The sequence below is a fragment of the Streptomyces sp. NPDC014656 genome, from assembly GCF_043084305.1.
In the GTDB taxonomy this organism is placed as follows: Bacteria; Actinomycetota; Actinomycetes; order Streptomycetales; family Streptomycetaceae; genus Streptomyces.
The window spans coordinates 471,888-494,008 of record NZ_JBIBZN010000003.1; the positions used below are offsets into that span (position 1 = coordinate 471,888).

Below are 22,121 nucleotides of genomic sequence, written 5' to 3' on the forward strand. Positions count from 1 at the left end.
ATGACCGACGACCGGACCCTCCGGATCGCCCTGGCCGGCGGCGGCGCCTTCGGCGCCAAGCACGCGGCCGCCCTTCGCCGCATCGAGGGCGTCGAGGTGGCCGCCGTCGTGAGCAGCAGCCTCGAACGCGCCCGGAAGTTCGCCGCCGAGCAGGGCGTCGGCCACGCCGCCGCCTCCCTGGACGAGGTGCTGGCCAGGGACGACATCGACGCCGTCGTCCTCGCCACGCCCACCCAGCTGCACGCCTCCCAGACGCTGGCCTGCCTGGAGGCCGGCAAGCACGTGCAGGTCGAGATCCCGCTCGCCGACTCGCTCGCCGACGCCGAGGCGTGCGTCGCGGCGCAGGAGCGCACCGGGCTGGTCGCGATGGTGGGCCACACCCGCCGCTTCAACCCCAGCCACCAGTGGGTGAAGCGGCGCATCGACGCGGGCGAGTTCGGCATCCAGCAGATGGACGTGCAGACGTACTTCTTCCGCCGGAAGAACCTCAACGCGCTCGGGGAGCCGCGCTCCTGGACCGACCACCTGCTGTGGCACCACGCGGCGCACACCGTCGACCTGTTCGCGTACCAGACCGGTTCGCCGATCGTGCGGGCCAACGCGATCCAGGGGCCCCTCCACCCCGAGCTGGGCATCGCGATGGACATGTCGATCCAGCTGCGGGCGGCGAACGGCGCCATCTGCACGCTGTCGCTGTCGTTCAACAACGACGGCCCGCTGGGCACCTTCTTCCGCTACATCGGCGACACCGGCACCTACCTCGCCCGGTACGACGACCTGTTCACCGGCAAGGACGAGCCGATCGACGTCAGCGGGGTCGACGTGTCGATGGACGGCATCGAGCTCCAGGACCGCGAGTTCGTCGCCGCGATCCGCGAGGGCCGCGAGCCGAACTCCTCCGTCGCGCAGGTACTGGCGTGCTACCGCACGCTGGCCGCGCTGGAGGAGCAGCTGAACGCGGTCGCCGCCCCGTGACGGCGGTGACGCCCGCCGGCGCGGGGCCCGCCCCGCGCCGCGTCGGGCCCTTCGAGGTGCCGGCGATCGGCCTGGGCTGCATGAACCTGAGCCACGCGTACGGCGTCCCGCCGACGGCGGAGGCGGCGAAGAGGCTGCTCCTGACGGCGGTCGACGAGGGCGTCACGCACTTCGACACGGCCGCGCTGTACGGCTTCGGCGCCAACGAGGAGCTGGTCGGCCGGGTGCTGGCCCCCCACCGAGACCGGATCGTGCTGGCCAGCAAGTGCGGGATGACCGGGGTCGGCGGCCGGCGGGTCGTCGACGGGCGACCGGAGACGATCCGGCGCACCGCCGACGAGGCGCTGGCCCGGCTGCGCACCGACGTCATCGACCTGTACTACCTGCACCGGCTCGACCGGAAGGTGCCGGTCGAGGAGAGCGTCGGGGCGATGGCCGAGCTGGTCGCGGCCGGCAAGGTGCGCGCGCTCGGCCTCTCGGAGGTGTCCGCCGCGACCCTGCGGCGGGCGCACGCCGTGCACCCGATCGCCGCGCTGCAGAACGAGTACAGCCTCTGGACGCGCAACCCCGAGGCGGGCACGCTCGCGGCCAGCCGTGAACTCGGCGTCGCCCTGGTGGCGTTCAGCCCGCTGGCCCGGGGCGTCCTCACCTCCGCTCCCCCGGACCCGGACGCGCTGCCGGCCACCGACATCCGCCGGGGCATGCCCCGCTTCGACGCCCGCCACTACCCCGCCAACCTGGCCCGCAGGGCCGAGCTGGCGAAGCTGGCGCGGGAGGCGGGCCTCGGTCTCGCGCGGCTGGCGCTGGCGTGGGTCGTGTCGCGGGGCCCGCACGTCGTGGCGCTGCCCGGCACCCGGTCCACCGTCCATCTGCGGGAGAACCTGTCGGTGCTCGGCCTGGACGTCCCCCTCGACGTCCTGGAGGCGGCCGGCCGCGTGCTCGACGCGACGACCGTGCACGGGCCGCGCTACGGCGAGGCGACGCTCGCCGAGATCGACACCGAGCGGTGCGGGGCGGCGGGCTGACGCCGAGCGCCGGTGGCGCGGCCACCGGCGCTCGGGCATGATCATCCGCATGAACTCGGTGGTGCAGAACGTGGCGGTCGACTGTGCGGACGCGTATGGACTGGCGCGGTTCTGGAGCGCGGTGACGGGCGGCCCCCTGCACCCGGACGACGTACCGGGCTCCCGGGAGACGCAGGTACTGCTCCCGGAGGGCCCGGTGCTGTACTTCAACCAGGTCCCGGAACCGAAGACCGTCAAGAACCGGCTCCACCTGTGCCTGCGCCCGACGACCTCGCGCGACGCGGAGATCGGGCGTCTGCTGGGCCTCGGGGCCACCCTCGTCAACGACCTGCGCGAGCCGGACGGCGCGGGCTGGGCCGTCCTGGCGGACCCCGAGGGCAACGAGTTCTGCGTCCTGCGCGGCGACTCCGACCGCGCGGCGGCCGTCAGCGGCCCGACGGCCGGTTAGCCGCTCGGCGGCCGGTCAGCCGCTCGGGCGCGCGCAGGTCCGTGCCTCGAAGTGCCGTTTCACCGCCCAGCCCTCCGTGCCGGCGCGCAGTCCCGAGCGGGAGCGTTCGTCGAGGCTGATCCGGTACCAGTCCCCCGACTCCCGCTCCACCGTGACCTCGTCGCCGGGCCCGACCACGCCGAGGGGTCTTCGGTCCGGGCTCGGCCCGGTACGGAGGTGCACCGGGCCGTCGGCCTCGTAGCCGCAGGGTTCGAGCCGCTCCGGCGCGGCGGGCGCCGGGGCCACGGCCGCCAGGAACACGGCGGTCAGCGCCACCCCGAGCATCGTCGTCATTCGCATGCCCGGGCAACCGTCCGCACCCCCGGGGGTGTCACGGGCCCGGCGCGTCTGTCACCCCTTCGGGTTCACGCCAGGAGCCGCAGGACCTCCCTGCCCGCTGCCGGGACCGGGCCGACGACCGGAACCGGGAAGCGGTGCCGGAGTGCCTCGGCGGCTTCGCCGAGGGGTCCGCCGCCGATGACGACCGCTTCGGCGCCGTCCTCCCGCACGCACCGGTCGACCGCTTCCGCCAGGCGTTCGGTCATCTCCTCGGGGGACGCGGCCAGCCGGCGGGGGTCGCCGGGGGTGAGGCGGATGCCGGTGTACTGGGCGGACCAGCCGAGGCGGGCCGCGCGGGCGTCGATCGCGGCGGCGAGGCCGGGGGTGGTGGTGGCGATGCCGAAGCGGCGGCCCTCCGCGCCCGCCTCGCGCAGGGCGGCCTCCGCGATGCCGACGACGGGGACGGCGGTGCGGGCGCGGAGCTCCTCGACGCCGGGGTCCCCGAAGGCGCTCACGACGAACGCGGCCACGCGGTCGCCGTCCGGGCCCGCGAGGAGGCGGTCGGCCGCGTCGAGGACGTGGCGGACCGAGGCGCGCAGGACCTCCTCGTCGACGAGCATCGGCGGACCGGCGGCGACGGTGACGCCCCGGACGTCGTACCCGTCCCCGGGCCGCAGGGTGCGGCGGGCGATGGCGGCCATCATCGCCGTGGTGGCCCGGTCGGTGTTGGGGTTGACGATCGCGACGACCTGTCGGTGGGCTCCGGTCGCCCCGGTCCGGTGGGGGCCGTCCTCCGGCCGGCGGTGGCGCGGGCTCGCGTCCGCCGGGGCCGTTCCGCTGGGGAGGGCTTCCATGAGGGGATCCTTCCTGGCCGGGCGCAGAACCCCGGAAGGGGCACCTGGCTTCGAGATGCGAAAGATCGGCTCCGCCCTGCGGAAGTCTGGTTTCGCTGCCGCGGTCCCGTCAAGAGCCGGAAGCGCCTTTCTCGGCGGGCGTATCCACCGATCGGTTGCCCCCCGTCCCGGCCGTCCGCCCGCGTCGTGAAGCCGCCGGGCCGACCGTACGGGCCCGGTCAGGGCCGGGGGGTGCCGGCCCCGGCCCGGCGGGCGGCGAGGGTCAGGGCGGCGGCCGCGGCGGAGAGCGCCGCGCACAGCAGCCAGACCGTGACGTACGCCGGTTCCGACGGGGTGGTGGTGTGCGGGGCGGAGGCGGTGAGGATCCCGGCGATGACGCCTCCGGCGACGGCCCCGCCGAGCGTCTTGACGTTGTTGTAGAGGGCGGTGGTGACGCCCGTGCGGGACGGGTCGCCCGCCTCCGCGATCACGGTGGGCATCGCGCCGAGGGCGGTGCCCAGGCCGAGGCCCGCGAGGACCTTCGCGGCGACGAGCTGCCAGAGCGCCGTGTGCAGGGCGGCCGTCGTCAGGAAGCTCGCCGCGACGAGGGCGAAGGAGGCGGCGAGGGCGGGGACGTAGCCGACGCGTCCGGCGATGCGCGCGGTCAGGGACGCGGTGATGACGGCGGTCGCCGCCGCCGGCAGCGCCACGAGGGAGATCGACAGGGCGGAGAGGCCGAAGCCGTAGCCGGTGGTGTCGGGGTCGGCGGCGAGGAAGGTGGCGTCGGGCGCCTGGCCGCCGAAGTAGACGACGCCGAAGACGAAGGCGCAGAGGAAGAAGGGGGCCACCCGGCGGTCGGCCAGCGCCCGGACGTCCACGAGCGGTTCGGGGGTGCGCAGTTCGACGCGGACCCAGACGGCGCCGAGGAGCACGGCGAGGCCGAGCTGGGTCAGGGCGGCGGGGCCGGGCCCGTCGTCCTTGGCCGCCGCGACGCCGGAGAGGAGCAGCAGCACGGCGGTGCCGAGCAGGGTGGCGCCGGGCCAGTCGAGGCGGCCCCGGGCGAGGCGCCGGGACTCGGGGATGGCGAGGAAGGAGACGGGGACGCAGGCGGCGGCGAGGACGGCCGGGACGAGGAGGGTGAGGCGGACGTCGTCGGTGAGCGCGTGGACGGCGCCGGTGAGGACGCCGCCGAGGAGGGTGCCGAGGGCGAGGGCTCCGACCAGGCGGGCGATGGCCGAGCGGGCCGGGCCGAGCGGGAGCCGGTCGCGCACGAGGGCGATCTCCAGCGGCAGCAGGGCGGCCAGCGGGCCGGTGAGGACGCGGCCGGCGAGCAGCACCTGCAGGTTCGGCGCGAGGGCGACGAGGAGGCTGCCGACGGCGATCGACACGAGGGCCCAGCGCAGGACCCGGCGGTGGCCGTGGAGGTCTCCGAGGCGGCCGAGGACGGGGACGCTGACGGCGGCGGCGAGGAGCTGGGCGGAGACCACCCAGGTGAGGTCGGCGTCGGGGACGTCCAGTTCGCGCCCGATCTCCGGCAGCAGGGGGGCGATGCCGCCCTGGAGGAAGCCGCTGGTCAGCTCGAAGAGGACGAGGAGTCCGACGACGGCCCGGACGGAGGCGGCCTCCCGGGAGGCGGCTGCGGGGGCGTCGGTTCCGGAGGGGCCGGGGTGGCCGGTGGTGCTCATGCGGGGTCCTCTGCGGCTTCCTGGAGGCGGCGGGCGGCGAGTTCGGCGAGCAGGACGGCGGCGTCGAGGACGGCGTGGTCGTCGAAGACGGCCTGCGGCGAGTGGTTCATGGGGGCGGTGGCCGGGTCGCGGTCGGGCGGGCAGGCGCCGATGCCGAGGTAGGCGCCGGGGACCTCGCGCAGGACGAGGGAGAAGTCCTCGGAGCCGGTGAGCGGGCGCGGCGCCTCGAAGGCGCGGTCGGCGCCGAGGAGTCCGCGGGCGGTGCGCAGCGCGAAGGCGGCTTCGGCGGGGTCGTTCTCGGTGACGGGGTAGTTCTCCCGGTAGTCGAGGTCGGCCTCGACGCCGTGGGCGGCGGCGATGCCGCGGACCGTGCGCTCGACGCCGGCCCTGACGGCGGCCTGGGTGGCGGTGGAGAAGGAGCGGACGGTCGCCTCCAGGACGGCGGTCTGCGGGATGACGTTTCCGGCGGAACCCGCGTGCAGGGAGCCGACGGTGACGACGGCCGGGTCGAAGACGTCGACGGTGCGGGTGACCATCGTCTGGAGGGCGGTGACGATCTCGCAGACGGCGGGCACGGGGTCCTTGGCGGAGTGCGGCGAGGAGCCGTGGCCGCCGGCGCCGCGGACGGTGACGGTGACCGAGTCGGAGGCGGCCAGCATGGGGCCGGGGCGGACGGCCGCGTAGCCGGTGGGGAGCATGGTCGAGGCGACGTGGAGGGCGTAGGCGGCGACGACGCGGCTGCCGGCCGCGTCGAGGACGCCCTCCTCGATCATGAGTCCGGCGCCCCCCATGCCCTCCTCGCCGGGCTGGAACATCAGGACGACGTCGCCGGGGAGTTCGTCGCGGCGGGCGGCGAGCAGCCGGGCGGCGCCGACGAGTCCGGCGGTGTGGAGGTCGTGGCCGCAGGCGTGCATCCGGCCGGGGACCTCGGAGGCGTAGGGGACGCCGGTGTCCTCCTGGACGGGGAGGGCGTCCATGTCGCCGCGGAGCAGGACGGCGGGGCCGGGGCGGCCGCCGCGCAGGACCGCGGTGACGGAGCTGAGCCGCTCGCCGAGGGTGATCTCCAGGGGGAGTCCGGCGAGGGCGTCGAGGACCCTGCGCTGGGTGAGCGGCAGGTCGAGGCCGAGTTCGGGCGCGCGGTGGAGCTCGTGCCGCAGGGGGATGAGGGTGTCGGCGTGGGCAAGGGCGTCGCTGTGCGTGAACATGGCCGGTATAGTGCCGATCCGCCCGGTGAACGCCGTCCGCTTGCGGGGATCCGCCGCTCATGGGTGATCGTTTGCGCGAATGAGCCGTTCGATCCGTTTCGGGAACGGGGTGGTGGGCTTGCTGGACGAGCTGGACTATCTGCTGGTGACCGCCCTCCAGGTGGCGCCCCGCGCCGACTGGCAGACCGTCGGCGAGGCCCTGGGGCTGGACGCGTCGACGGTCGCGCGCCGCTGGACGCGGCTGACCCGGGCGGGGCACGCGTGGATCAGCGTCCACCCGGCGGTGCGGGCGCGGGCGCCCGCCGTGGTCGCCTTCGTCGAGGTGGACTGCGTGGCGGGCCGGCTGCACGAGGTGGCGGCGGAGATCGCCGAGGATCCGCACGTGTTCAACCTGGAGCACGTCAGCGGCGGCCGGGACCTGCTGGTCACCGCGGTCTTCGCGGACCAGGCCGAGCTGGCCCGGTACGTGGGGTTCCGGCTGGGCGCGCTCGGCGGGGTCGCCGCGTCGCGCACCCAGGTGGCCACGACCCTGCACGCGGAGGGGAGCCGCTGGCGGCTCGACCGGCTGACCGAGGAGCAGCGGCGCCGGCTCGCGGGCCCGGACCGGCCGGCGCCGGACCGGCCGGCCGGCGGGCGGCTGCTCGAAGGGCGTGACCTGGAGCTGGTGCGGGTGCTGAGCGAGGACCCCCGGCAGCCGGCGGCCCGGCTCGCGGAGCGGACCGGGCTCAGTCCGACGACGGTGCGGCGGCGGCTCGACCGGCTGGAGGCCGAGCACGCGCTGGTGTACCGCTGCGAGGTGGCGCGGGCGCTGTCGGGCTGGCCGGTGTCGGTGTCGCTGTGGGCGGCGGTGCCGCAGAGCCGGGCGCCCCGGCTGGCGGAGCGGATCAGCGCGCTGCGCGAGATCCGGCTCTGCGCCTCGCTGTCGGGGCCGTACAACCTGCTGCTGGCGGCCTGGCTCCGGTCGGTGGACGACATCGCCCCCTTCGAGTCGCGGCTGACCGAGCGCTTCCCCGAACTGGCGGTCGCGGACCGGGCGCTGACGCTGTGGCCGATGAAGCTGGGCGGCCATCTGCTCGATCCCCGGGGCCGGCACCTGCGGGCGGTGCCGCTGGGGCAGTGGAGCGACGCGCGCTCGGCGGCGGCCGAGGCGGCGCTCCTGGACCGGCTCCGTACGCCGCGTCCCGCCGCTCCGTCAGCGGGTCCGGCGGGCGGCGGCTGAGGCGTCGAGGGCGGCGACGATCTCCTTGAAGACGGCCGCCTTCTCCGGGTTCCGACGGGCGCCCCAGGACACGGCGCGGTCGCGGGCCGGGAGCGTGGGGGCGGCGCCCCGGGCGAGGAGGTGGTGGACGACGTCGGCGCGGGGCATGCCGGCCGCCCATTCGAGCGGGGTCATGTCCTTCTGCCGTTCCTCGATGTCGGCGCCGTGCTCCAGGAGCAGGTCGATCAGGGCGAGCGGGTCCCCGTGGGTGGCGGTGGCGGCGTGGACGAGGGGCACCCAGCCGAACCTGGTCTGGGGGCCGGTGGGGGCGCCGGCGGCGAGCAGCAGCCGGACGACGTCGGTGTGCCCCCAGCCCACGGCCGTGGTGAGCGGGGTCTGGTCGCCGTCGTACTCGCCGCCCGGCCGGCCCGGGTCGGCGCCGGCCCGGAGCAGCAGGCCGACGATCCCGGGGTCGCCCGCGCGCACGGCGCGGTCGAGGGCCGTGCGCCCGTCGCCGCCGGGGGCGTCGGGTGCGACGCCCCCGCGCAGCAGCCGTTCCGTCTCGGCAGCGTCCCCGGCCATCACGGCTTCGACCAGCCGGTCGGCGTGCTCCGTGCGTTCTCCTCGCCCGTCCATGCGGATGATCATCGCGGCGGGTGCGGGCGGGGGTCCACTCCGGGTCCCGGGAGTGTCCTGTTCGTGATGTGCGCGGCCCTGTCGCCAGGGTGCTACCGGACGGTAACGTGCGGGCCCGTCCACAGCCTTGGGGGGAGATCGCATGGGTGTCGTCACGACGCACGATCCGGTGGCCGAGCACGGACGGACCCGCGCCGCGCTGGAGGCCGCGACCGGGCGGCTGGTGGAACTGCTGGACGGGACGGACGACCTGGACGCGCCCTCGGGAGTGCCCGCGTGGTCCGTGGGGGACGTCGGGGCGCACCTCGCCGCCGTGTACCTCGCCTACGGCTCCGCCGTCTCCGCCGACGGGGGCGTCGACTGGGACGCGCTGCTCACGGAGGGGGAAGCCACCTTCAAGGAGCGGATCACCGCCGTGAACGCCCTGTCCACCGGGCTCGTCGCCGGGGCCGAGCGGAAGCGGCTGGGCGCGATCCTGGCCGAGCGGGGCACGGCCTTCCTGCGGCACTCCGGGGGACTCGCGCACGACCTGCCCGTCCCCTCGCCCTGGTACGGGCCCGGGCGGACCGTCCCGCTCTCGGCGGCGACCGGACTGATGCTCAGCGAGACCCTCGTGCACGGGCTGGACATCGCGCGCGGCGCGGGCCGGCCGTGGGCCGTCGGCGCGGCGGAGGCCTCGCTGGCGATCGGGCAGGCGATGGTGACGATGATGCCGCTCGCCCTCGACGCCGAGAAGGCGAAGGGGGTGCGGATCGCCTTCGACCTGGCCCTGAAGGGCGGCCCCCGGCTCGCCGTCGTGGTGGAGGACGGCGCCGCCGCCGTGACGCGGGACGCGCCGCCGCGCTCGTACGACTGCCGGATCACGGCGGCCCCGGCCGCCTTCCTGCTCGTCTCCTTCGGCCGGATGCCGGTCTGGAAGGCGATCGCGCTGGGCCGGATGCGGGCCGGCGGGCGCAGGCCGTGGCTCGCGACGCGGCTGAGCGAGCTGATCGCCGCGCCCTGAGGCCGGGCGGGCCGGCGCCGGTCCGGAATCAGGCTCCGGTGAACGGCCAGGAGACGATGTCCTGGTAGCGGACCGGCGCGGGACCCCGGGCGTAGTCGCTGCCGACGAGGTGGAGGCGGGCGGCCGGCCAGGGGCGCCCCTCGAAGCCGTCGAGGACGCCGGCCGCGTCCGGAACGCCGGTGAGGTCGCCCCGGCGGGCGCGGGCCAGCGTCAGATGGGGGCGCAGCGGGCGGCCCTCGTACGGGATCCCGGTCTCCTTCACCAGGGCGCGCACGTCATCGGCGAGGCGGTGGAGGCCGGGGACGTCGCCGGCGATGCCGCTCCACAGGACGCGCGCGTCGAAGTGGCCGCCGCCGCGGAGGGACAGGCCGAGGGGGCGGCGGGCGGCGGCGAGTTCCGCGAGGGGGCCGTGGAGCAGGGGCACGGCGGTGACGGGCAGTTCGCCGAGGAAGGCGAGGGTGACGTGCCAGTCCTCGATCCGGTTCCAGCGCATGGCGGGGTGTGCCGCGTAGGCGGGGGCCAGGGCCCGGGCGAGTTCGTCCTTGGCGTCGTCGGGCGGCGCCAGCGCGATGAAGACGCGGATGGCGGCGGGCTGGGTCGTGTCGTTCACAGAGCGATTCGTACCGTGCCGGGTCCGGCCCCGTGCGAGCGGGTCCCGGTACGGGGCCGGTGCGCCCTCTCGTACGGGGACCCGCCCGGCGGGGTCACCAGTCGCCGTCGGCGACCGGCGCGCCCGGCGGCGGGGGCGGGGGGCCGAGCGGCTTGATCTGGTGCGGGGCCGGCGGGGTCCACGGGTCGAGGTCGTCGCCGAGCCACTCCCCCACGGGCTTGACGTCGGCGAGGGTGTCCGCGGGGGCGAGGTCGGTGCCGTCGGCGTCGAAGTAGTCGTACCAGGGCAGGCCCGCGCGGGTGTAGGCGGCGCGGTCGACGGGGGACGGCGGGGGCTCCTCGCCGGTGATGCGGCGCCACTCGGGCGGGGTCACCAGGTGGACGAAGACGCGCGCCTCGGGGGTGTCGGACCAGTCGCGGGCCTTGCGGTCGTCCTGGTACACCTCCTGCCGCATGGAACCGCCCGCCCCGATGCCCATGGCCGCGCCGGGCGCGGGCGGCGCGCCCGCCGGGGCGGCCATCGGCATCGGCGGCGGGGCGCCGTAACCGGCCATGGGGGCCCCGCCGTACTGCGGCGGGTGGGCGGCGCGGTGGCGGGCCCGCTCCTCGGCGAGCCGTCGCTGCTCCTCGCGCCAGGCGGCGCGGGGCTTCGGGGCGAGCGGGAAGGCCTGGAGCTGGAGGCCTCCGACGGTCTCCTCGCCGGTGACCTGGCCCTCGACGGTGGCGCCCATGCCGAGCGGGACGGCGACGAACTGGCGCACCGTGCCCTTGCCGGAGTTGATGCCGTCCAGCCACGGCTGGCGGGGCAGCACCACGTAGTTCTGCGGGCGCCGGGACAGCTTCCCGGTCCACTTCTCGCCGGAGATCGCGCAGACCTTGCCGACGCCGACCTGGAGGGCCGAGGGCTCCTGGCTGCCCGCGAAGCTGAGCCACATCGCCTCGCGGAGGTAGACGGGGAGCATCACGCCGCCCTTGGCGCGCCACTGCTCGGGCACGGTGTCGGGGTAGTCCTCGACCCGGCGGAGCGGGAACTCGCCGAGGCCCGGGGGCAGCCGGTGGGTGCCGGTCTCGGGCAGCCGGAGCGTGCGGATGAAGCGCACCCGCACCCCGTCGCCCAGCAGCAGGGTGTTCCCCTCGATCCTCGTGTCGCCGGCCACCGCGTCTCCCTCGTCTCGGCACGTTCGTCCTCCGTTACACGATCGGCCGGAGCGGCTGGTTCCCGCCGGGCCGCGGCTTGTCGGAGGCGGCCGTCGGCGCCGTCTTGCCCCGCGTGGTCCCTGGTGGCGCGGTGGACGAGGCGGGGCGCGGGGTCTGCGGCCGGCTCCGCGAGGGCGTGCTGGAGCACCGCGTCCTCGCGCTCGGACCCGTCCTGCTCCGGAAGTCCCCGCCGCGGGGCGCCCGGCGCGGGGCGCGGGGCGCGGGCCGCCCGGCGCGGCCGCCTCGGCGGCCGTACCGGTCCTGCCGCTGATCGGCGTGCTCCCGGTCGGCCCGACCGTCGCCGGCGCGCCCGCCCCGCGGCGGGCGCTGCGCGCCTGAACTCCCGGCGGGGCTACTCCTCGCGCACGAAGTCGGCCTCGGCGCGCTCCGCGTCGAGGTCGGCCTGGGCGTGGGTGTAGAGATCGTGGACGAACGACCTGGCGTCCACCGGCGAGATCCCGGCGCCGAGACCGAGCAGTCGCTGGGTCCAGGCGGCGAGCGGGTCGCCCTGCTCTTCGGCCATGACGTCACTCCTTCGCCCCCTCTCCCATCGTCCGCCCCGCCACGACCGCCCGCAAGGCGCCCCGTCCTCAGGCCGTGCCGCGCACCAGGCGGGCCGTGTCGCGCAGCCAGCGGGCGCTGCGCTTGGGCGTGCGCGACTGGGTCGCGTAGTCGACGCGGACGAGGCCGAAGCGCTGGGCGTAGCCGTACGCCCACTCGAAGTTGTCGAGGAGCGACCAGGCGAGGTAGCCGCGGACGTCGGCGCCGGCCTCGCGGGCGCGGGCGACGGCGGCGAGGTGGGCGGAGAGGTAGGCGGTGCGGTCGTGGTCGTCGACGTGCCCGTCGGCGTCGGGGACGTCGTCGTAGGCGGCGCCGTTCTCGGTGATGACCATGGGCGTGCCGGGGTAGTCGCGGGCGATGCGCAGGAGCAGGGCGGTGAGGTCGTGGGGCATGACCTCCCAGCCGGGGCCGGTGACGGGCAGGCCGCCGTGCGGGAGGTTCCGGGTGACCGGGAGGCCGCGGGCGTCGGTGGTGGAGCCGTGCTCGTCGGTGCCCGAACTCCGCATCGAGCGGTAGTAGTTGACGCCGAGGGTGTCGATCGGGGTGGCGATGGCGGCGAGGTCGCCGTCGCGGACCGGGATCCCGACGCCGTGCGCGGCGAGGTCGCGGATCAGGTCCTCGGGGTAGGCGCCGCGCAGGATCGGGTCGAGGTAGAAGCGGAAGCCGAAGGCGTCGGCGCGGCGGGCGGCCTCCCGGTCGGCGGCGCTGTCGCCGGCCGGGGCGCTGGTGCCGAGCAGGTGGGTGACGGCCAGGTCGAGCGGGCGGCGGGCGTCCGCGCGCAGCCGCCGCGCGGCGAGTCCGTGGGCGAGGTGCAGGTGGTGCACGGCCGCGACGCCGTCCGCGAGGGAGCGTCCGCCGGGGGCGTGGACGCCCTCGACGTGACCGAGGACCGCCGAGCAGAAGGGTTCGTTGAGGGTGGTCCAGTGGGTGACGCGGTCGCCGAGCCGGTCGTGGACGAGCGCGGCGTAGTCGGCGAAGCGGTGGGCGGTGTCGCGGGCGGGCCAGCCGCCGGCGTCCTGGAGCTCCTGGGGCAGGTCCCAGTGGTAGAGGGTGAGCCAGGGGGTGACGTCCCGGGCGAGGAGTTCGTCGACGAGCCGGTCGTAGAAGGCGAGCCCCTTCGGGTTGGCCGGCCCCCGGCCGCCGGGCTGGACGCGCGGCCAGGAGACCGAGAAGCGGTACGTGTCGAGGCCGAGGTCCGCCATCAGCGCGACGTCCTCGGGCATGCGGTGGTAGTGGTCGCAGGCCGGGTCGCCGGTGTCGCCGTTGTCGATCGCGCCGGGGACCCGGCAGAAGGTGTCCCAGATGGAGGGGGTGCGGCCGTCCTCGGCCGTCGCGCCCTCGATCTGGTAGGCGGAGGTGGCGGCGCCGATGCGGAAGGCGCGCGGGAGGCGGGCGATCAGGGCGTCGTCGTCGGGGAAGCGGGCGTCGGGGAAGCGGGCGTCGGCAGGCATGGGGCGGGTGCTCTCCGGTGGAGGCCGCACGGGGGCGGCCCGGGCGCCGCGACGGGCGTCCGGGCCGTCCCGTACGGGGCGGGCGGGGGTCAGGGCAGGCGGTGGTCGGCGTCCAGCACCGTGCCGCGCTCGGGGCGGTAGAGGTCGAAGCCCCGGGTGTCGCACTGGAGGCCGCCGTTGATGCAGTGGTCGACCAGGGCCTTGAGGGTGCGCTCCTCCCACGCGTTGAAGAAGTCGTAGTGGAAGGAGTAGCCGCGGCCGCTGGCCAGGCGGACCTGGCTCATGTCGCCGTTGACCGGCCAGGCCATCTTGAACTCGATCATCGGCAGGGCGACCGGGTGGGAGGCCGGGCACATGTTGTCGTTGGTGCCGGGCTTCACGACCGGGTACGCCATGTGGCTCTTGTGGTCGGGGGTGTCGAGGTGCAGGCCGTTCCAGCAGCTGGGCGCCTGCATGCGCAGGTTGAGCTGGACGTCGGGCCGGCTCGGACAGCTCGCCGGGATGTCGGTGTTGAAGAAGCTGTCACCGCACTCCCAGCCCTCGACGAAGCCCTTGTGGGCGCGGAACTCCTGCTCGGTCTGCATGGGGTTGCCGACGACGAACCGCAGCCCCTTCGGGAAGGGGCGCACGCTGCGGTAGTCGGTCACGCCCGCCTTGTAGTAGATGACCTGCGGGCCGACGGGCAGGATCTTCTGGTCGCCCTTGTACAGCGAGGGCATCCAGTACGCGGAGGCGTCCGCCGGCGCCTTGCAGGTGGTGGCGCCCCCGTAGAGCGAGGCGGTGGTGCTGGCGGCGTTCGTGGAGGTGTTGCCCATGAACGTGTGGTCGTGGGACTTGCCGAACTGGCCCGGGTAGACGATCGGGTCGTCGGGCGCGGTATGGCTCGCGGCGCAGCCGGCCTGGAACTCGTGGTGGTAGGCCGGGGGCGGGGTGGCCGTGGAGGGGGTGACGCCGGTGACCGGCGGGACGGCGGGGATGTACCCGTCCCCGTCGGCGTCGTCGCCCGAGGCCATGGTGGAGGCGGCCATCTGGTGCCCGACGTGGTTAGCGGCCGCGGCGACGGCGGGCGGGACGCCCGCGTCCGGGTCGGTGGCCTGGGCCATCGTGCCGAAGCCGAGGGCGCCGGCGATGAGGGCCGTGCTGACGAGGAGGAGGGAGAGCCGCTTCGGACTCGATCTCATGGGGATCTCCTGCCCATGGGGGTGGTTTCGCGTGAACGCGGTGACGCCACGCGACGGGTGGGGTGGCGGTTGCGCTTCGTGCGGTGGTGCAGGGGTGGCGGGGTCCCTCCGCGGGTCCCGGCCACCCCCGTTCGTGGGTCCGGCGCCGTCAGCTGTAGACGCCGAACTCGTGGAGGGAGTAACCCCAGCCGGTGCCGCGGGCCGTCAGCTGGAGCTTGACGTACCGGGCGGTGGTGGCGGTCGCGATGGTGTCGATGTCCCCGTTGCCCGTGGTGGTGGTGTGGACGGTCCGCCAGGCGTTCCCGTCGTCGGACACCTGCACCTCGTAGGACTTGGCGTAGGCGGGGTCCCAGACGAGCTGGAGGGTGCGGATGGGCTTGGCCGAGCCGAGGTCGACCTGGATCCACTGCGGGTCGGCCCAGTCGCTGGCCCAGCGGGTGGCGGTGTTGCCGTCGGTGGCGTTGGCGGCCGGGCAGGGGCAGTCGCCGTAGGAGGCCTGGAAGGAGGAGGCGGTGGTGGTGCGGCCCTGCGCGAGGTTGGTGCCGGTGACGGGCGGGGCGACGACCTTGACGGACTTCGTCTCGATGCCGGCGTTGCCGCGGCCGTCCTCGGCCTGGACGTAGACCTTCCAGACCCCGAGCTTCTCGGGGGCGGTCACGGTGAGGGAGCCGTCGGCGTTGCGACGGTGCGGGGTCTCCAGGAGCCGCTTGTCGCCGTTGGCGTAGTTGCCGCTGAGGAAGACCTTGGTGGTGACGGGGTCGCCGTCGGGGTCGCGGACGTCGGCGCGGACGGTGAACTCGCCGCCGGCCGGGGCGGATCCGGACGGGGTGACGGTCATGTTCGAGATGACGGGCGGGGTGTTGTCGCCCGCGGTGCTGCCCGTGTACGCCTTCTTCAGGGCGTAGTACGAGAGCCGCTTGAGGCCGTCGGGCAGCAGGTTGAACCAGACGCCGCCGAAGTCGTGCTCGGTGCCGTAGTGGAAGACGGTGGCGCCCAGCGCGACGCCCCGGTGTCCGGTGACACAGTTCCAGGCGCGGGTGTAGCCCTCGGCCTTCTGCACGTCGGTGGGTTCGTCGGCGACGCCGTTGGCGTCCTTGGGGGTCTCCCACTCCCCCGCCGGGCCGGTCTCGGTGATGAGGTACGGCTTGGTGTAGCCGCCCTGCTCCCAGTCCTCGCGCACCCCGCACATGTCGCCGTAGGCGTTCATCGAGTACAGGTCGAGGTCGGGGGCGTTGCGCTTGTAGTAGGGCCAGGCGCCGGTCCACGCGTCCGTGGAGGTGACCGGGTGGTCCGGGTCGATGGTGTGGATCTTCTTGGCGACGTCGTTGACGAAGCTCGTGTAGGCGTTGCGCTGGGCTTCGAGTTCGGTGCCGGAGTAGCAGTTCTGGAGGCCGAGGACGGACTCGTTGCCGACGTTCCACATGAGGGTCGCCGGGTGGGACTTGTACTCCTCGACCCACTTCGCGAACTCGTTCAGCATGTTCGTCTTGTACGTCGTGTCGGTGACGTAGTTCGCGCAGCCGCCGGAGCCGGGGCCGCCGCCGGGCTGGAGCCAGAAGCCGTTCATGACGCGGATGCCCTGGGCGGCCGCCGCGTCGAGGAGCGGCTTGGTGGAGCCGTCGGTGCCCCAGGTGCGGATGGTGTTGACGCCCAGCGACTTCACGTCGGGCATGTACCGGCCGGCGTCGGCGACCGACGGGCCCCAGGTGACGCCCTTGACCGTGTACGGCTGTCCGCCGACGGTCAGCTGCCAGTTGCCCTGGCTCCCGGTGACGCGGACGGCGCCGCCGGTCTGCGGCGGGGTGCCGCCCTCCTCGCCGTACACCTTGAACTCCCAGAGGGAGAGCCCGTATCCCCCGGAGCGGGTGACGCCCTGGAGGCGGACGTGGCGGCCGGTCCCGGAGACGGCGATCTCGTCGGTGCCGCCGTCCGAGCCGGTGACGGTCTTCACCGTGCGCCAGTCGGTGCCGTTGTCGGAGAGCTGGATGTCGTACGCGGTGGCGTGGGCGGCCTCCCAGTTCAGCACGACACGGCTGACGGCGGCGGAGCGGCCGAGGTCGACCTGGATCCACTGCCCGTCGCTCCACTGGCTGGCCCAGCGGGTGCCGGGGTCGCCGTCGACGGCGGCGGAGGCGGGGAAGCCCGCGCCCTCGGTGGAGGAGGCGGTGGCCGTCCTGCCCTGGGAGAGCAGGGTCTCGGCGGCGGAGGCCGGGGCGGCGGCGAGGGCCGTCAGGGAGGTGGCGAGCAGGACGCCGAGCGAGACGAGGGAGGCGGCGGTGCGGGTGCGGGTGGTCGTGGGGAGGTGGTGCGCGGTCATGGCGGCTCCAGGACGGACGCGGTGAGGGAAGGGGAGGCGGTGCCCTTCCGGGCGGCGCAGCGGGACGGATCGCCGCCCGGAAGGGGTCGGGGGCGCGGCCCCGGGGTGCCGGGGGCGCGCGAGGCGCCGCCCGGCGGGGCCGGGGGGCGGGAAGGCCGTGGCGGTCCGGAGGGACTCCGGCCGCGGACGGCTGCCGGTGGGGACCGCCGCCGGGGCGCGGAGGGTGCCGCGCCCCGGCGGGTCGTCACGGGAAGCTGACGACGGTGGAGGGCACGGTCGAGGTGCCGGCGGGGATGGTGGACGCCCCGGTGTCGTTGATGACGTGGTTGTAATGGCCCATGCCGCCGAGGGAGACCACCAGGAGGCTGTGGAACTTCACCCCCGGCTTGACGGGCGCCTTGAAGCCGTGGTCCTGGACGATGGTCGGGTCCACGTTGTAGTTGCAGTAGCTGCCGAGGCCCCACGCCTCGTGGGTGTTCACCGAGTCGTCGACGCGGTAGGCGGCGTAGCCCTTGGTGGTGCCGTTCTGGATGGCGGCCTGGTTGGGGGCGTCGTACGCCTTCTCGTTCTGGTAGAAGATCGTGCGGCCGCGCTCGCCGTACCACTCGACGTCGTACTTGTTGAAGTGCTCGACGAAGAGGCCGGTGGCGAGGACGTCGTCGCCGTACACGCGGACGCCGTAGTCGGCGCGGTTGGTCTCCCAGCCGACGCCGTCGCCGTGGTCGGCGCGCCAGACCCAGGTGTGGTCGACGATGACGTCGTCGCTGTTGACGACCATGCTGGTGGTGGCCTTGCCGGGACCGGCGCCGCCGATGCGGATGTAGACGTCCTGGACGGTCGTCGGGTTGGCGGCGTGGTCGGCCGAGGAGTTCTGCGGGCCGAGCTCCAGCAGGACCGGGGAGTTGACCGGGCCGGCGTCGACGAGGAAGCCGGCGAGGCGGACGCCGTCGACGTCGGCGACCTTCATGGCGGCGACGCCGTTGTCCGGGATGATCGTGGCGAGACCGAGGCCGAGCACGATGGTGCCCGCGCGGTTGATCTCGATCGGCCGGTCGACGTGGTAGACGCCGGGCGTGAAGAGCAGGTGCAGGCCCTGCTGGACGGCCTGGTTCATGGTCGCGGCGGTGGTGCCGGGCTTGACGACGTAGAACTGGGTCAGCGGGATCTTCTCGCCCTGCGGGGCGCCGTTCGCCCAGGTGGTGCCGCGGGCGTTGGTCCGCTTGGCCGGGGAGAAGACCTTGTACTGGTTGTCCTCCCAGATCAGGTAAGGCTTCTCACGGGAGACCGGGGTGGTGTCCAGGGTGGTGTAGCGCGGCTCGGGGAAGGAGGTCGCGGGCGCGCCCTCGGTGCCGGAGAAGGTCTGGTTCCAGACGCTGTTGGACCAGCCGCCGATCGAGCTGTCGCGGGTGTACCACTGCTGCTGCGAGTAGTTGCCGACCTGGCCGTCGATCTTGGAGTCGGCGATGTAGCCGCCGGAGGCCCAGCCGTAGCCGTTCGGGGCGAGGTTGAGGCCGCCCTTGACGTGCATGCGGCGGAAGGAGGACGCCTGGGAGACGGCCCAGCGGTCGGTGCCGTTCACCGGGTTGAGGGCGAGGCCCTCGGCGCCGCGCCAGAAGTTCTGGGTGGCGTTGCCGTTGAACCAGCCGGCGTCGACGGTGACGTCGCCGTTGATGGTGGTGTCGTCGGGGCGGACGCCGAGGCCGGCGATCTGGGTGTAGAAGCCGAGCTGGGCGTTGAGGCCGTTGTACGTGCCGGGCTTGAGGAGGAAGGCGTGGCGGCCCGCGCCGAACTGGGCGGACTCCTGCTCCTGGAAGACGGCGTCCAGCTTGGCCTGGAGGCCGGGCGTGGACGGGTCGTAGACGTGCACGTTGGGGCCGAGGTCGCCGCCGCCGGGCAGCGTGGGGCCGGTGCCGTCGGCGGAGCCGTACACCTGGAACTCCCACAGGGAGTAGCCGTATCCGGTGCCTCTGGTGAGGCCGTTCATCCGGACGTAGCGGCCGGAGCCGGAGAGGGCGACCTCGTCGGTGCCGCCGTCGCCGGCCGAGACGGCGGTGACGGTGCGCCAGGTGGTGCCGTTGTCGGACGCCTGGATCTCGTAGCTCTTGCCGTAGGCGGCCTCCCAGGTGAGGACGGCCCTGCTGAGCTGCTTGGTGGCGCCGAGGTCGACCTGGAGCCACTGGGGGTCCTGCCACTGGCTGGCCCAGCGGGTGCCGAAGTCGCCGTCGACGGCGGCGGAGGCGGGGAAGACGGCTCCTTCGAGGGTGGAGGCGGTGGCCGTCCTCCCCTGGGAGAGCAGGGTCTCGGCGGCCTGCGCGGCGGTCGTGGGGACGACCGCGAGCAGGGTGCCGGCCAGGGCGGCGACGAGGGCGCCGGCCGTGGAACGGCGGAGTGTGGGGGCGGGGCGCCGGCGTGCCGGCGGGGACCCAACGGGGGACATGAGTCTCCTCGGTGATGCGGGACGGACACATGGGAGAGCGCTCTCCGGAACCTTGCACGCGGGCGGAGGGGACGGTCAAGCCATGTGACACGACTTTTCTTTTGACTTGCATTAAGCATCGATCGGGAACGGGGGGCCGCCGTGGCCCACGACCCACCCACCGGACACCCCGCACCGATAAAGTGCGTGGATGGGGAATCGGGGACCGACGCTGGAGGACGTCGCACGCGAGGCGGGGGTGTCACGCGCGACGGTGTCACGCGTGGTCAACGGCGTGCGGAACGTGGCCCCGGAGATCCGGCGGACGGTCCTCGCGGCCGTCGCCAGGACCGGCTACGCGCCGAACCAGGCCGCCCGCTCCCTGGTGACCCGGCGCACCGGCGCGGTCGCCCTGGTGCTGTCGGCGACCGGCGGCTCCTTCACCGCCCGGCTCTTCTCCGACCCCTTCTTCGGGCGCGTCGTCGACGGCGTGCTCCCGGTGCTGCGCGAGCGCGCGGTGCAGCCCGTGCTGCTGGTCGCGGAGTCCGAGCCGGCCCGCGTGCAGCTGGTCGAGTACCTGCGGCGCGGCGGGGCCGACGGAGCGCTGGTGGTGCCGCTCGACGAGGACGACCCGCTGCCCGGGATGCTGGTCGCGGCCGGACTGCCCACCGTGCTCTTCGGGCGCCCGCGGGCCGGGGTCCGCTGCGGCTGGGTGGACCTGGACAACGCCTCGGGCGCCCGGCTCGCGGCCGAGCACCTGTGGGCGGCCGGGCGGCGGCGCCCCGCGGCCGTCGCGGCGCCGGTGACGGCGCCGGCCGCGCGCGAGCGGCTGACCGGGTTCACGGCGGCGCTCACGGCCCTGGGCGTCGCCGACGTGCCGGTCGAGCGGGGCCTGTTCACCGAGGAGAGCGGCCGGGAGGCGATGGCCCGGCTGTGGGAGCGGGACCCGGGGATCGACGCGGTCTTCGCGGCGAACGACCTGATGGCGCGGGGCGCCTGCCGCTTCCTCGCGGAGCGGGGCGTGGCGGTGCCGGGGCGGGTGGCGGTGATCGGCTTCGACGACTCGGTGGCGGCCCGGACGGCCGCTCCCCCGCTCACGACCGTGCGGCAGCCGGTGGAGGAGATGGCCTCGGCGATGGCCCGGCTGCTCCTGGACCGCCTGGACGCGGGCACGCCGGAAACCGGTTCGAAGGTCTTCGAACCGGTCCTGGTCGTACGCGAGTCGGCCTGACCCCGGCCCCCGTACGCGCCCCACCGCCCCGGACGGCGCACGGCCCGCGTCCCCGGCCGCCGACGGCGCACGGCCCGCCGCTCCCGTCCGGGGCCGGGGGCGCGGCCGCCGTTCACTCCCCCAGGGCGTCCAGCAGGGCGACCTGCCCGGTGAGGCGCTCGGCGGACCAGCCGTCGAGCCGGCGCGCGAACTCGCCCTCGTAGGCGCGGCGCAGCCGGGCGCCGACGTCGTCGGCGCCGGACGCGAGGGGCGGGGTGGCGGGGACGGCCATGGGGTTCTCCTCGTCCGTGGGCGTCGGGAAGGAGCGGGGGCCGCCCCGGGAAGAAGCCCGGAGGCCCCGCCCCCGGGGAAGGGGAGGGCGGCCCCCGACGCCGCACGGGAGGGCCGCCCCCCTGACGGTAGGGGCGGCCGTGTGCGCGGTCGAGGGCCGCCGGCCGGTCAGCCGCGCGGATCGCGGTGGGCGCGGATCAGCTCCGCGTACCGCCGGCCGCTGGTCTTCACGGTGCGCTTCTGGGTGGCGTAGTCGACGTGGACGAGGCCGAAGCGCTTGTCGTAGCCGTAGGCCCACTCGAAGTTGTCCAGGAGGGACCAGGCGTAGTAGCCGGCGAGCGGGGCGCCCTTGCGGACGGCGCTCGCGCAGGCGGCGAGGTGCTGCTCCAGGTAGCGGGTCCGGTCGGGGTCGTGGACGGCGCCGTCGGGGCCGGTGGCGTCGGGGAAGGCGGAGCCGTTCTCGGTGACGTACAGCTCGCGGACGCCGTACTCCTCGGTGAGCCTCAGCAGCAGGCTCTCCAGGCCCGCCGCCTCGATCTGCCAGTCCATGCCGGTGCGGGGCACGTCGGGGAGGCGGACCTCGCGGGCGTGCGGGACGGGGCCCTCGGGGTCGTCGGCGACGGTCACCGGGAAGTAGTAGTTGAGGCCGTGCCAGTCCAGGGGGGCGGCGATGGTCTCCAGGTCGCCGGGCCGCTCGGGGAGTTCGACGCCGTACAGCTCGCGCATGTCGGCGGGGAAGCCGCGCCCGTACACCGGGTCGAGCCACCAGCGGTTGCTGTGCCCGTCCATGCGGGCGGCGGCGGCCAGGTCCTCGGGGCGGCCGGAGGCGGGCGTGACCGTGGAGTGGTTCGTCACCAGGCCGACGCGGGCGCCGGGCGCGGCGGCCCGGATCGCGGCGGTGCCGAGGCCGTGGCCGAGGAGGAGGTGGTACGAGGCGCGGACGGCGGCCGTCAGGTCGGTGAGGCCCGGGGCCATCCGGCCCTCCAGGTGGCCGATCCAGCCGGAGCAGAGCGGCTCGTTGAGGGTGGCCCACTGGGTGACGCGGTCACCGAGGCGCTCGGCGACGACGGAGGCGTACGCGGCGAGGTGCTCGGCGGTGGCCCGCTCGGTCCAGCCGCCGTGGCTGTCCCGCACCCGGTCCTGGAGGGCCTGCGGCAGGTCCCAGTGGTAGAGGGTGACGGAGGGGGTGATGCCGGCGTCGAGGAGGCCGTCGACGAGCCGGTCGTAGAAGTCGAGTCCGGCGGCGTTGACGGGCCCGTCGCCGCCGGGGACGACGCGGGGCCAGGCGATCGACATCCGGTAGGTGTCGACGCCGAGCTCCTTCATGAGGGCGATGTCCTCGGGCCAGCGGTGGTAGTGGTCGCAGGCCGTGTCGCCGGTGTCGCCGTTGTCGATCGCGCCGGGGACGCGGGAGAAGGTGTCCCAGATGGAGGGGGCGCGGCCGTCCTCGGCGACGGCTCCCTCGATCTGGTAGGCGGAGGTGGCCGTGCCCCAGGCGAAGGAGGGCGGGAAGGCCGCCAGGTCGAGGGGCGCGTCGATGGGGTCGGACACGGGGTGCCTTT

Annotated in this window: 20 protein-coding genes; 6 read left to right on the forward strand and 14 right to left on the reverse strand. The window is 75.1% G+C overall.

Features of this window, described 5'->3' with window-relative positions; all coding sequences use genetic code 11:
• The 3 genes from ACF1ED_RS09400 to ACF1ED_RS09410 are packed head-to-tail and all read left to right on the forward strand — an operon-like array spanning position 1 to position 2,448.
• On the forward strand, positions 1–975 hold the full coding sequence (locus ACF1ED_RS09400; RefSeq protein WP_391758243.1) for a Gfo/Idh/MocA family oxidoreductase: 975 nt from the start codon (positions 1–3) through the stop codon (positions 973–975).
• Positions 972–2,000, forward strand: coding sequence for an aldo/keto reductase (locus ACF1ED_RS09405; RefSeq protein WP_391758245.1), 1,029 nt, complete (start codon positions 972–974; stop codon positions 1,998–2,000). The genes ACF1ED_RS09400 and ACF1ED_RS09405 overlap by 4 nt, the downstream gene beginning before the upstream one ends.
• Positions 2,001–2,049: 49 nt before the next feature.
• Positions 2,050–2,448 carry a VOC family protein gene (locus ACF1ED_RS09410; RefSeq protein ID WP_391758247.1) on the forward strand — a complete coding sequence of 133 codons (399 nt, stop codon included), beginning with the start codon at positions 2,050–2,052 and terminating at the stop codon, positions 2,446–2,448.
• A gap of 15 nt (positions 2,449–2,463) precedes the next feature.
• On the opposite strand, the gene ACF1ED_RS09415 is transcribed toward ACF1ED_RS09410, so the two are convergent.
• The 4 genes from ACF1ED_RS09415 to ACF1ED_RS09430 form a co-directional block, all read right to left on the reverse strand.
• Positions 2,464–2,787, reverse strand: a complete 324-nt coding sequence (locus ACF1ED_RS09415; RefSeq protein WP_391758249.1) for an SH3 domain-containing protein — start codon at positions 2,785–2,787, stop codon at positions 2,464–2,466.
• A 65-nt stretch (positions 2,788–2,852) separates the two neighbouring features.
• Entirely contained in the window at positions 2,853–3,620 is a 768-nt protein-coding gene (locus ACF1ED_RS09420; RefSeq protein ID WP_391758251.1) for an aspartate/glutamate racemase family protein, read from the reverse strand.
• 218 nt (positions 3,621–3,838) lie between these two features.
• Positions 3,839–5,284, reverse strand: a complete 1,446-nt coding sequence (locus ACF1ED_RS09425; RefSeq protein WP_391758253.1) for an MFS transporter — start codon at positions 5,282–5,284, stop codon at positions 3,839–3,841.
• Positions 5,281–6,489, reverse strand: a complete 1,209-nt coding sequence (locus ACF1ED_RS09430; RefSeq protein WP_391758255.1) for a M20 family metallopeptidase — start codon at positions 6,487–6,489, stop codon at positions 5,281–5,283. The genes ACF1ED_RS09425 and ACF1ED_RS09430 overlap by 4 nt, the downstream gene beginning before the upstream one ends.
• Positions 6,490–6,607: 118 nt before the next feature.
• On the opposite strand from ACF1ED_RS09430, the gene ACF1ED_RS09435 reads away from it, so the two are divergent.
• Positions 6,608–7,708 (forward strand): Lrp/AsnC family transcriptional regulator, encoded by a 1,101-nt coding sequence (locus ACF1ED_RS09435; protein WP_391758749.1) that lies wholly within the window; start codon positions 6,608–6,610, stop codon positions 7,706–7,708.
• On the opposite strand, the gene ACF1ED_RS09440 is transcribed toward ACF1ED_RS09435, so the two are convergent.
• On the reverse strand, positions 7,682–8,323 hold the full coding sequence (locus ACF1ED_RS09440) for an ankyrin repeat domain-containing protein (protein WP_391758257.1): 642 nt from the start codon (positions 8,321–8,323) through the stop codon (positions 7,682–7,684). The two genes, ACF1ED_RS09435 and ACF1ED_RS09440, sit on opposite strands and share 27 nt — an antisense overlap.
• 142 nt (positions 8,324–8,465) lie before the next feature.
• Here ACF1ED_RS09440 and ACF1ED_RS09445 point away from each other — a divergent pair, with 142 nt between their 5' ends.
• Positions 8,466–9,326: a maleylpyruvate isomerase family mycothiol-dependent enzyme gene (locus ACF1ED_RS09445; RefSeq protein WP_391758259.1), complete on the forward strand. Its 861-nt coding sequence runs from the start codon at positions 8,466–8,468 to the stop codon at positions 9,324–9,326.
• 28 nt (positions 9,327–9,354) lie between these two features.
• On the opposite strand, the gene thpR is transcribed toward ACF1ED_RS09445, so the two are convergent.
• The 7 genes from thpR to ACF1ED_RS09480 form a co-directional block, all read right to left on the reverse strand.
• Positions 9,355–9,936, reverse strand: a complete 582-nt coding sequence (gene thpR / locus ACF1ED_RS09450) for an RNA 2',3'-cyclic phosphodiesterase (protein ID WP_391758261.1) — start codon at positions 9,934–9,936, stop codon at positions 9,355–9,357.
• A 94-nt stretch (positions 9,937–10,030) separates the two neighbouring features.
• A complete protein-coding gene (locus tag ACF1ED_RS09455; protein ID WP_391758263.1) occupies positions 10,031–11,092 on the reverse strand; it encodes a hypothetical protein in 1,062 nt (353 codons plus the stop codon).
• Between the two features lie 392 nt (positions 11,093–11,484).
• Positions 11,485–11,655 (reverse strand): hypothetical protein, encoded by a 171-nt coding sequence (locus tag ACF1ED_RS09460; protein WP_391758265.1) that lies wholly within the window; start codon positions 11,653–11,655, stop codon positions 11,485–11,487.
• Between the two features lie 67 nt (positions 11,656–11,722).
• A complete protein-coding gene (locus ACF1ED_RS09465) occupies positions 11,723–13,144 on the reverse strand; it encodes a GH1 family beta-glucosidase (RefSeq protein WP_391758267.1) in 1,422 nt (473 codons plus the stop codon).
• Positions 13,145–13,233: 89 nt separating this feature from the next.
• A complete protein-coding gene (locus ACF1ED_RS09470; RefSeq protein ID WP_391758269.1) occupies positions 13,234–14,325 on the reverse strand; it encodes a DUF1996 domain-containing protein in 1,092 nt (363 codons plus the stop codon).
• Between the two features lie 148 nt (positions 14,326–14,473).
• Positions 14,474–16,642, reverse strand: a complete 2,169-nt coding sequence (locus ACF1ED_RS09475) for a discoidin domain-containing protein (RefSeq protein ID WP_391758271.1) — start codon at positions 16,640–16,642, stop codon at positions 14,474–14,476.
• Between the two features lie 244 nt (positions 16,643–16,886).
• A complete protein-coding gene (locus ACF1ED_RS09480) occupies positions 16,887–19,079 on the reverse strand; it encodes a discoidin domain-containing protein (RefSeq protein ID WP_391758273.1) in 2,193 nt (730 codons plus the stop codon).
• A gap of 190 nt (positions 19,080–19,269) precedes the next feature.
• Between ACF1ED_RS09480 and ACF1ED_RS09485 the strand changes: the two genes are divergently transcribed.
• Positions 19,270–20,289, forward strand: coding sequence for a LacI family DNA-binding transcriptional regulator (locus tag ACF1ED_RS09485; protein WP_391758275.1), 1,020 nt, complete (start codon positions 19,270–19,272; stop codon positions 20,287–20,289).
• A gap of 112 nt (positions 20,290–20,401) precedes the next feature.
• Here ACF1ED_RS09485 and ACF1ED_RS09490 read toward each other — a convergent pair whose 3' ends face one another.
• Positions 20,402–20,560: a hypothetical protein gene (locus ACF1ED_RS09490; RefSeq protein ID WP_391758277.1), complete on the reverse strand. Its 159-nt coding sequence runs from the start codon at positions 20,558–20,560 to the stop codon at positions 20,402–20,404.
• A gap of 167 nt (positions 20,561–20,727) precedes the next feature.
• Positions 20,728–22,098 (reverse strand): GH1 family beta-glucosidase, encoded by a 1,371-nt coding sequence (locus ACF1ED_RS09495; RefSeq protein WP_391758751.1) that lies wholly within the window; start codon positions 22,096–22,098, stop codon positions 20,728–20,730.
• Positions 22,099–22,121: the final 23 nt, after the last annotated feature.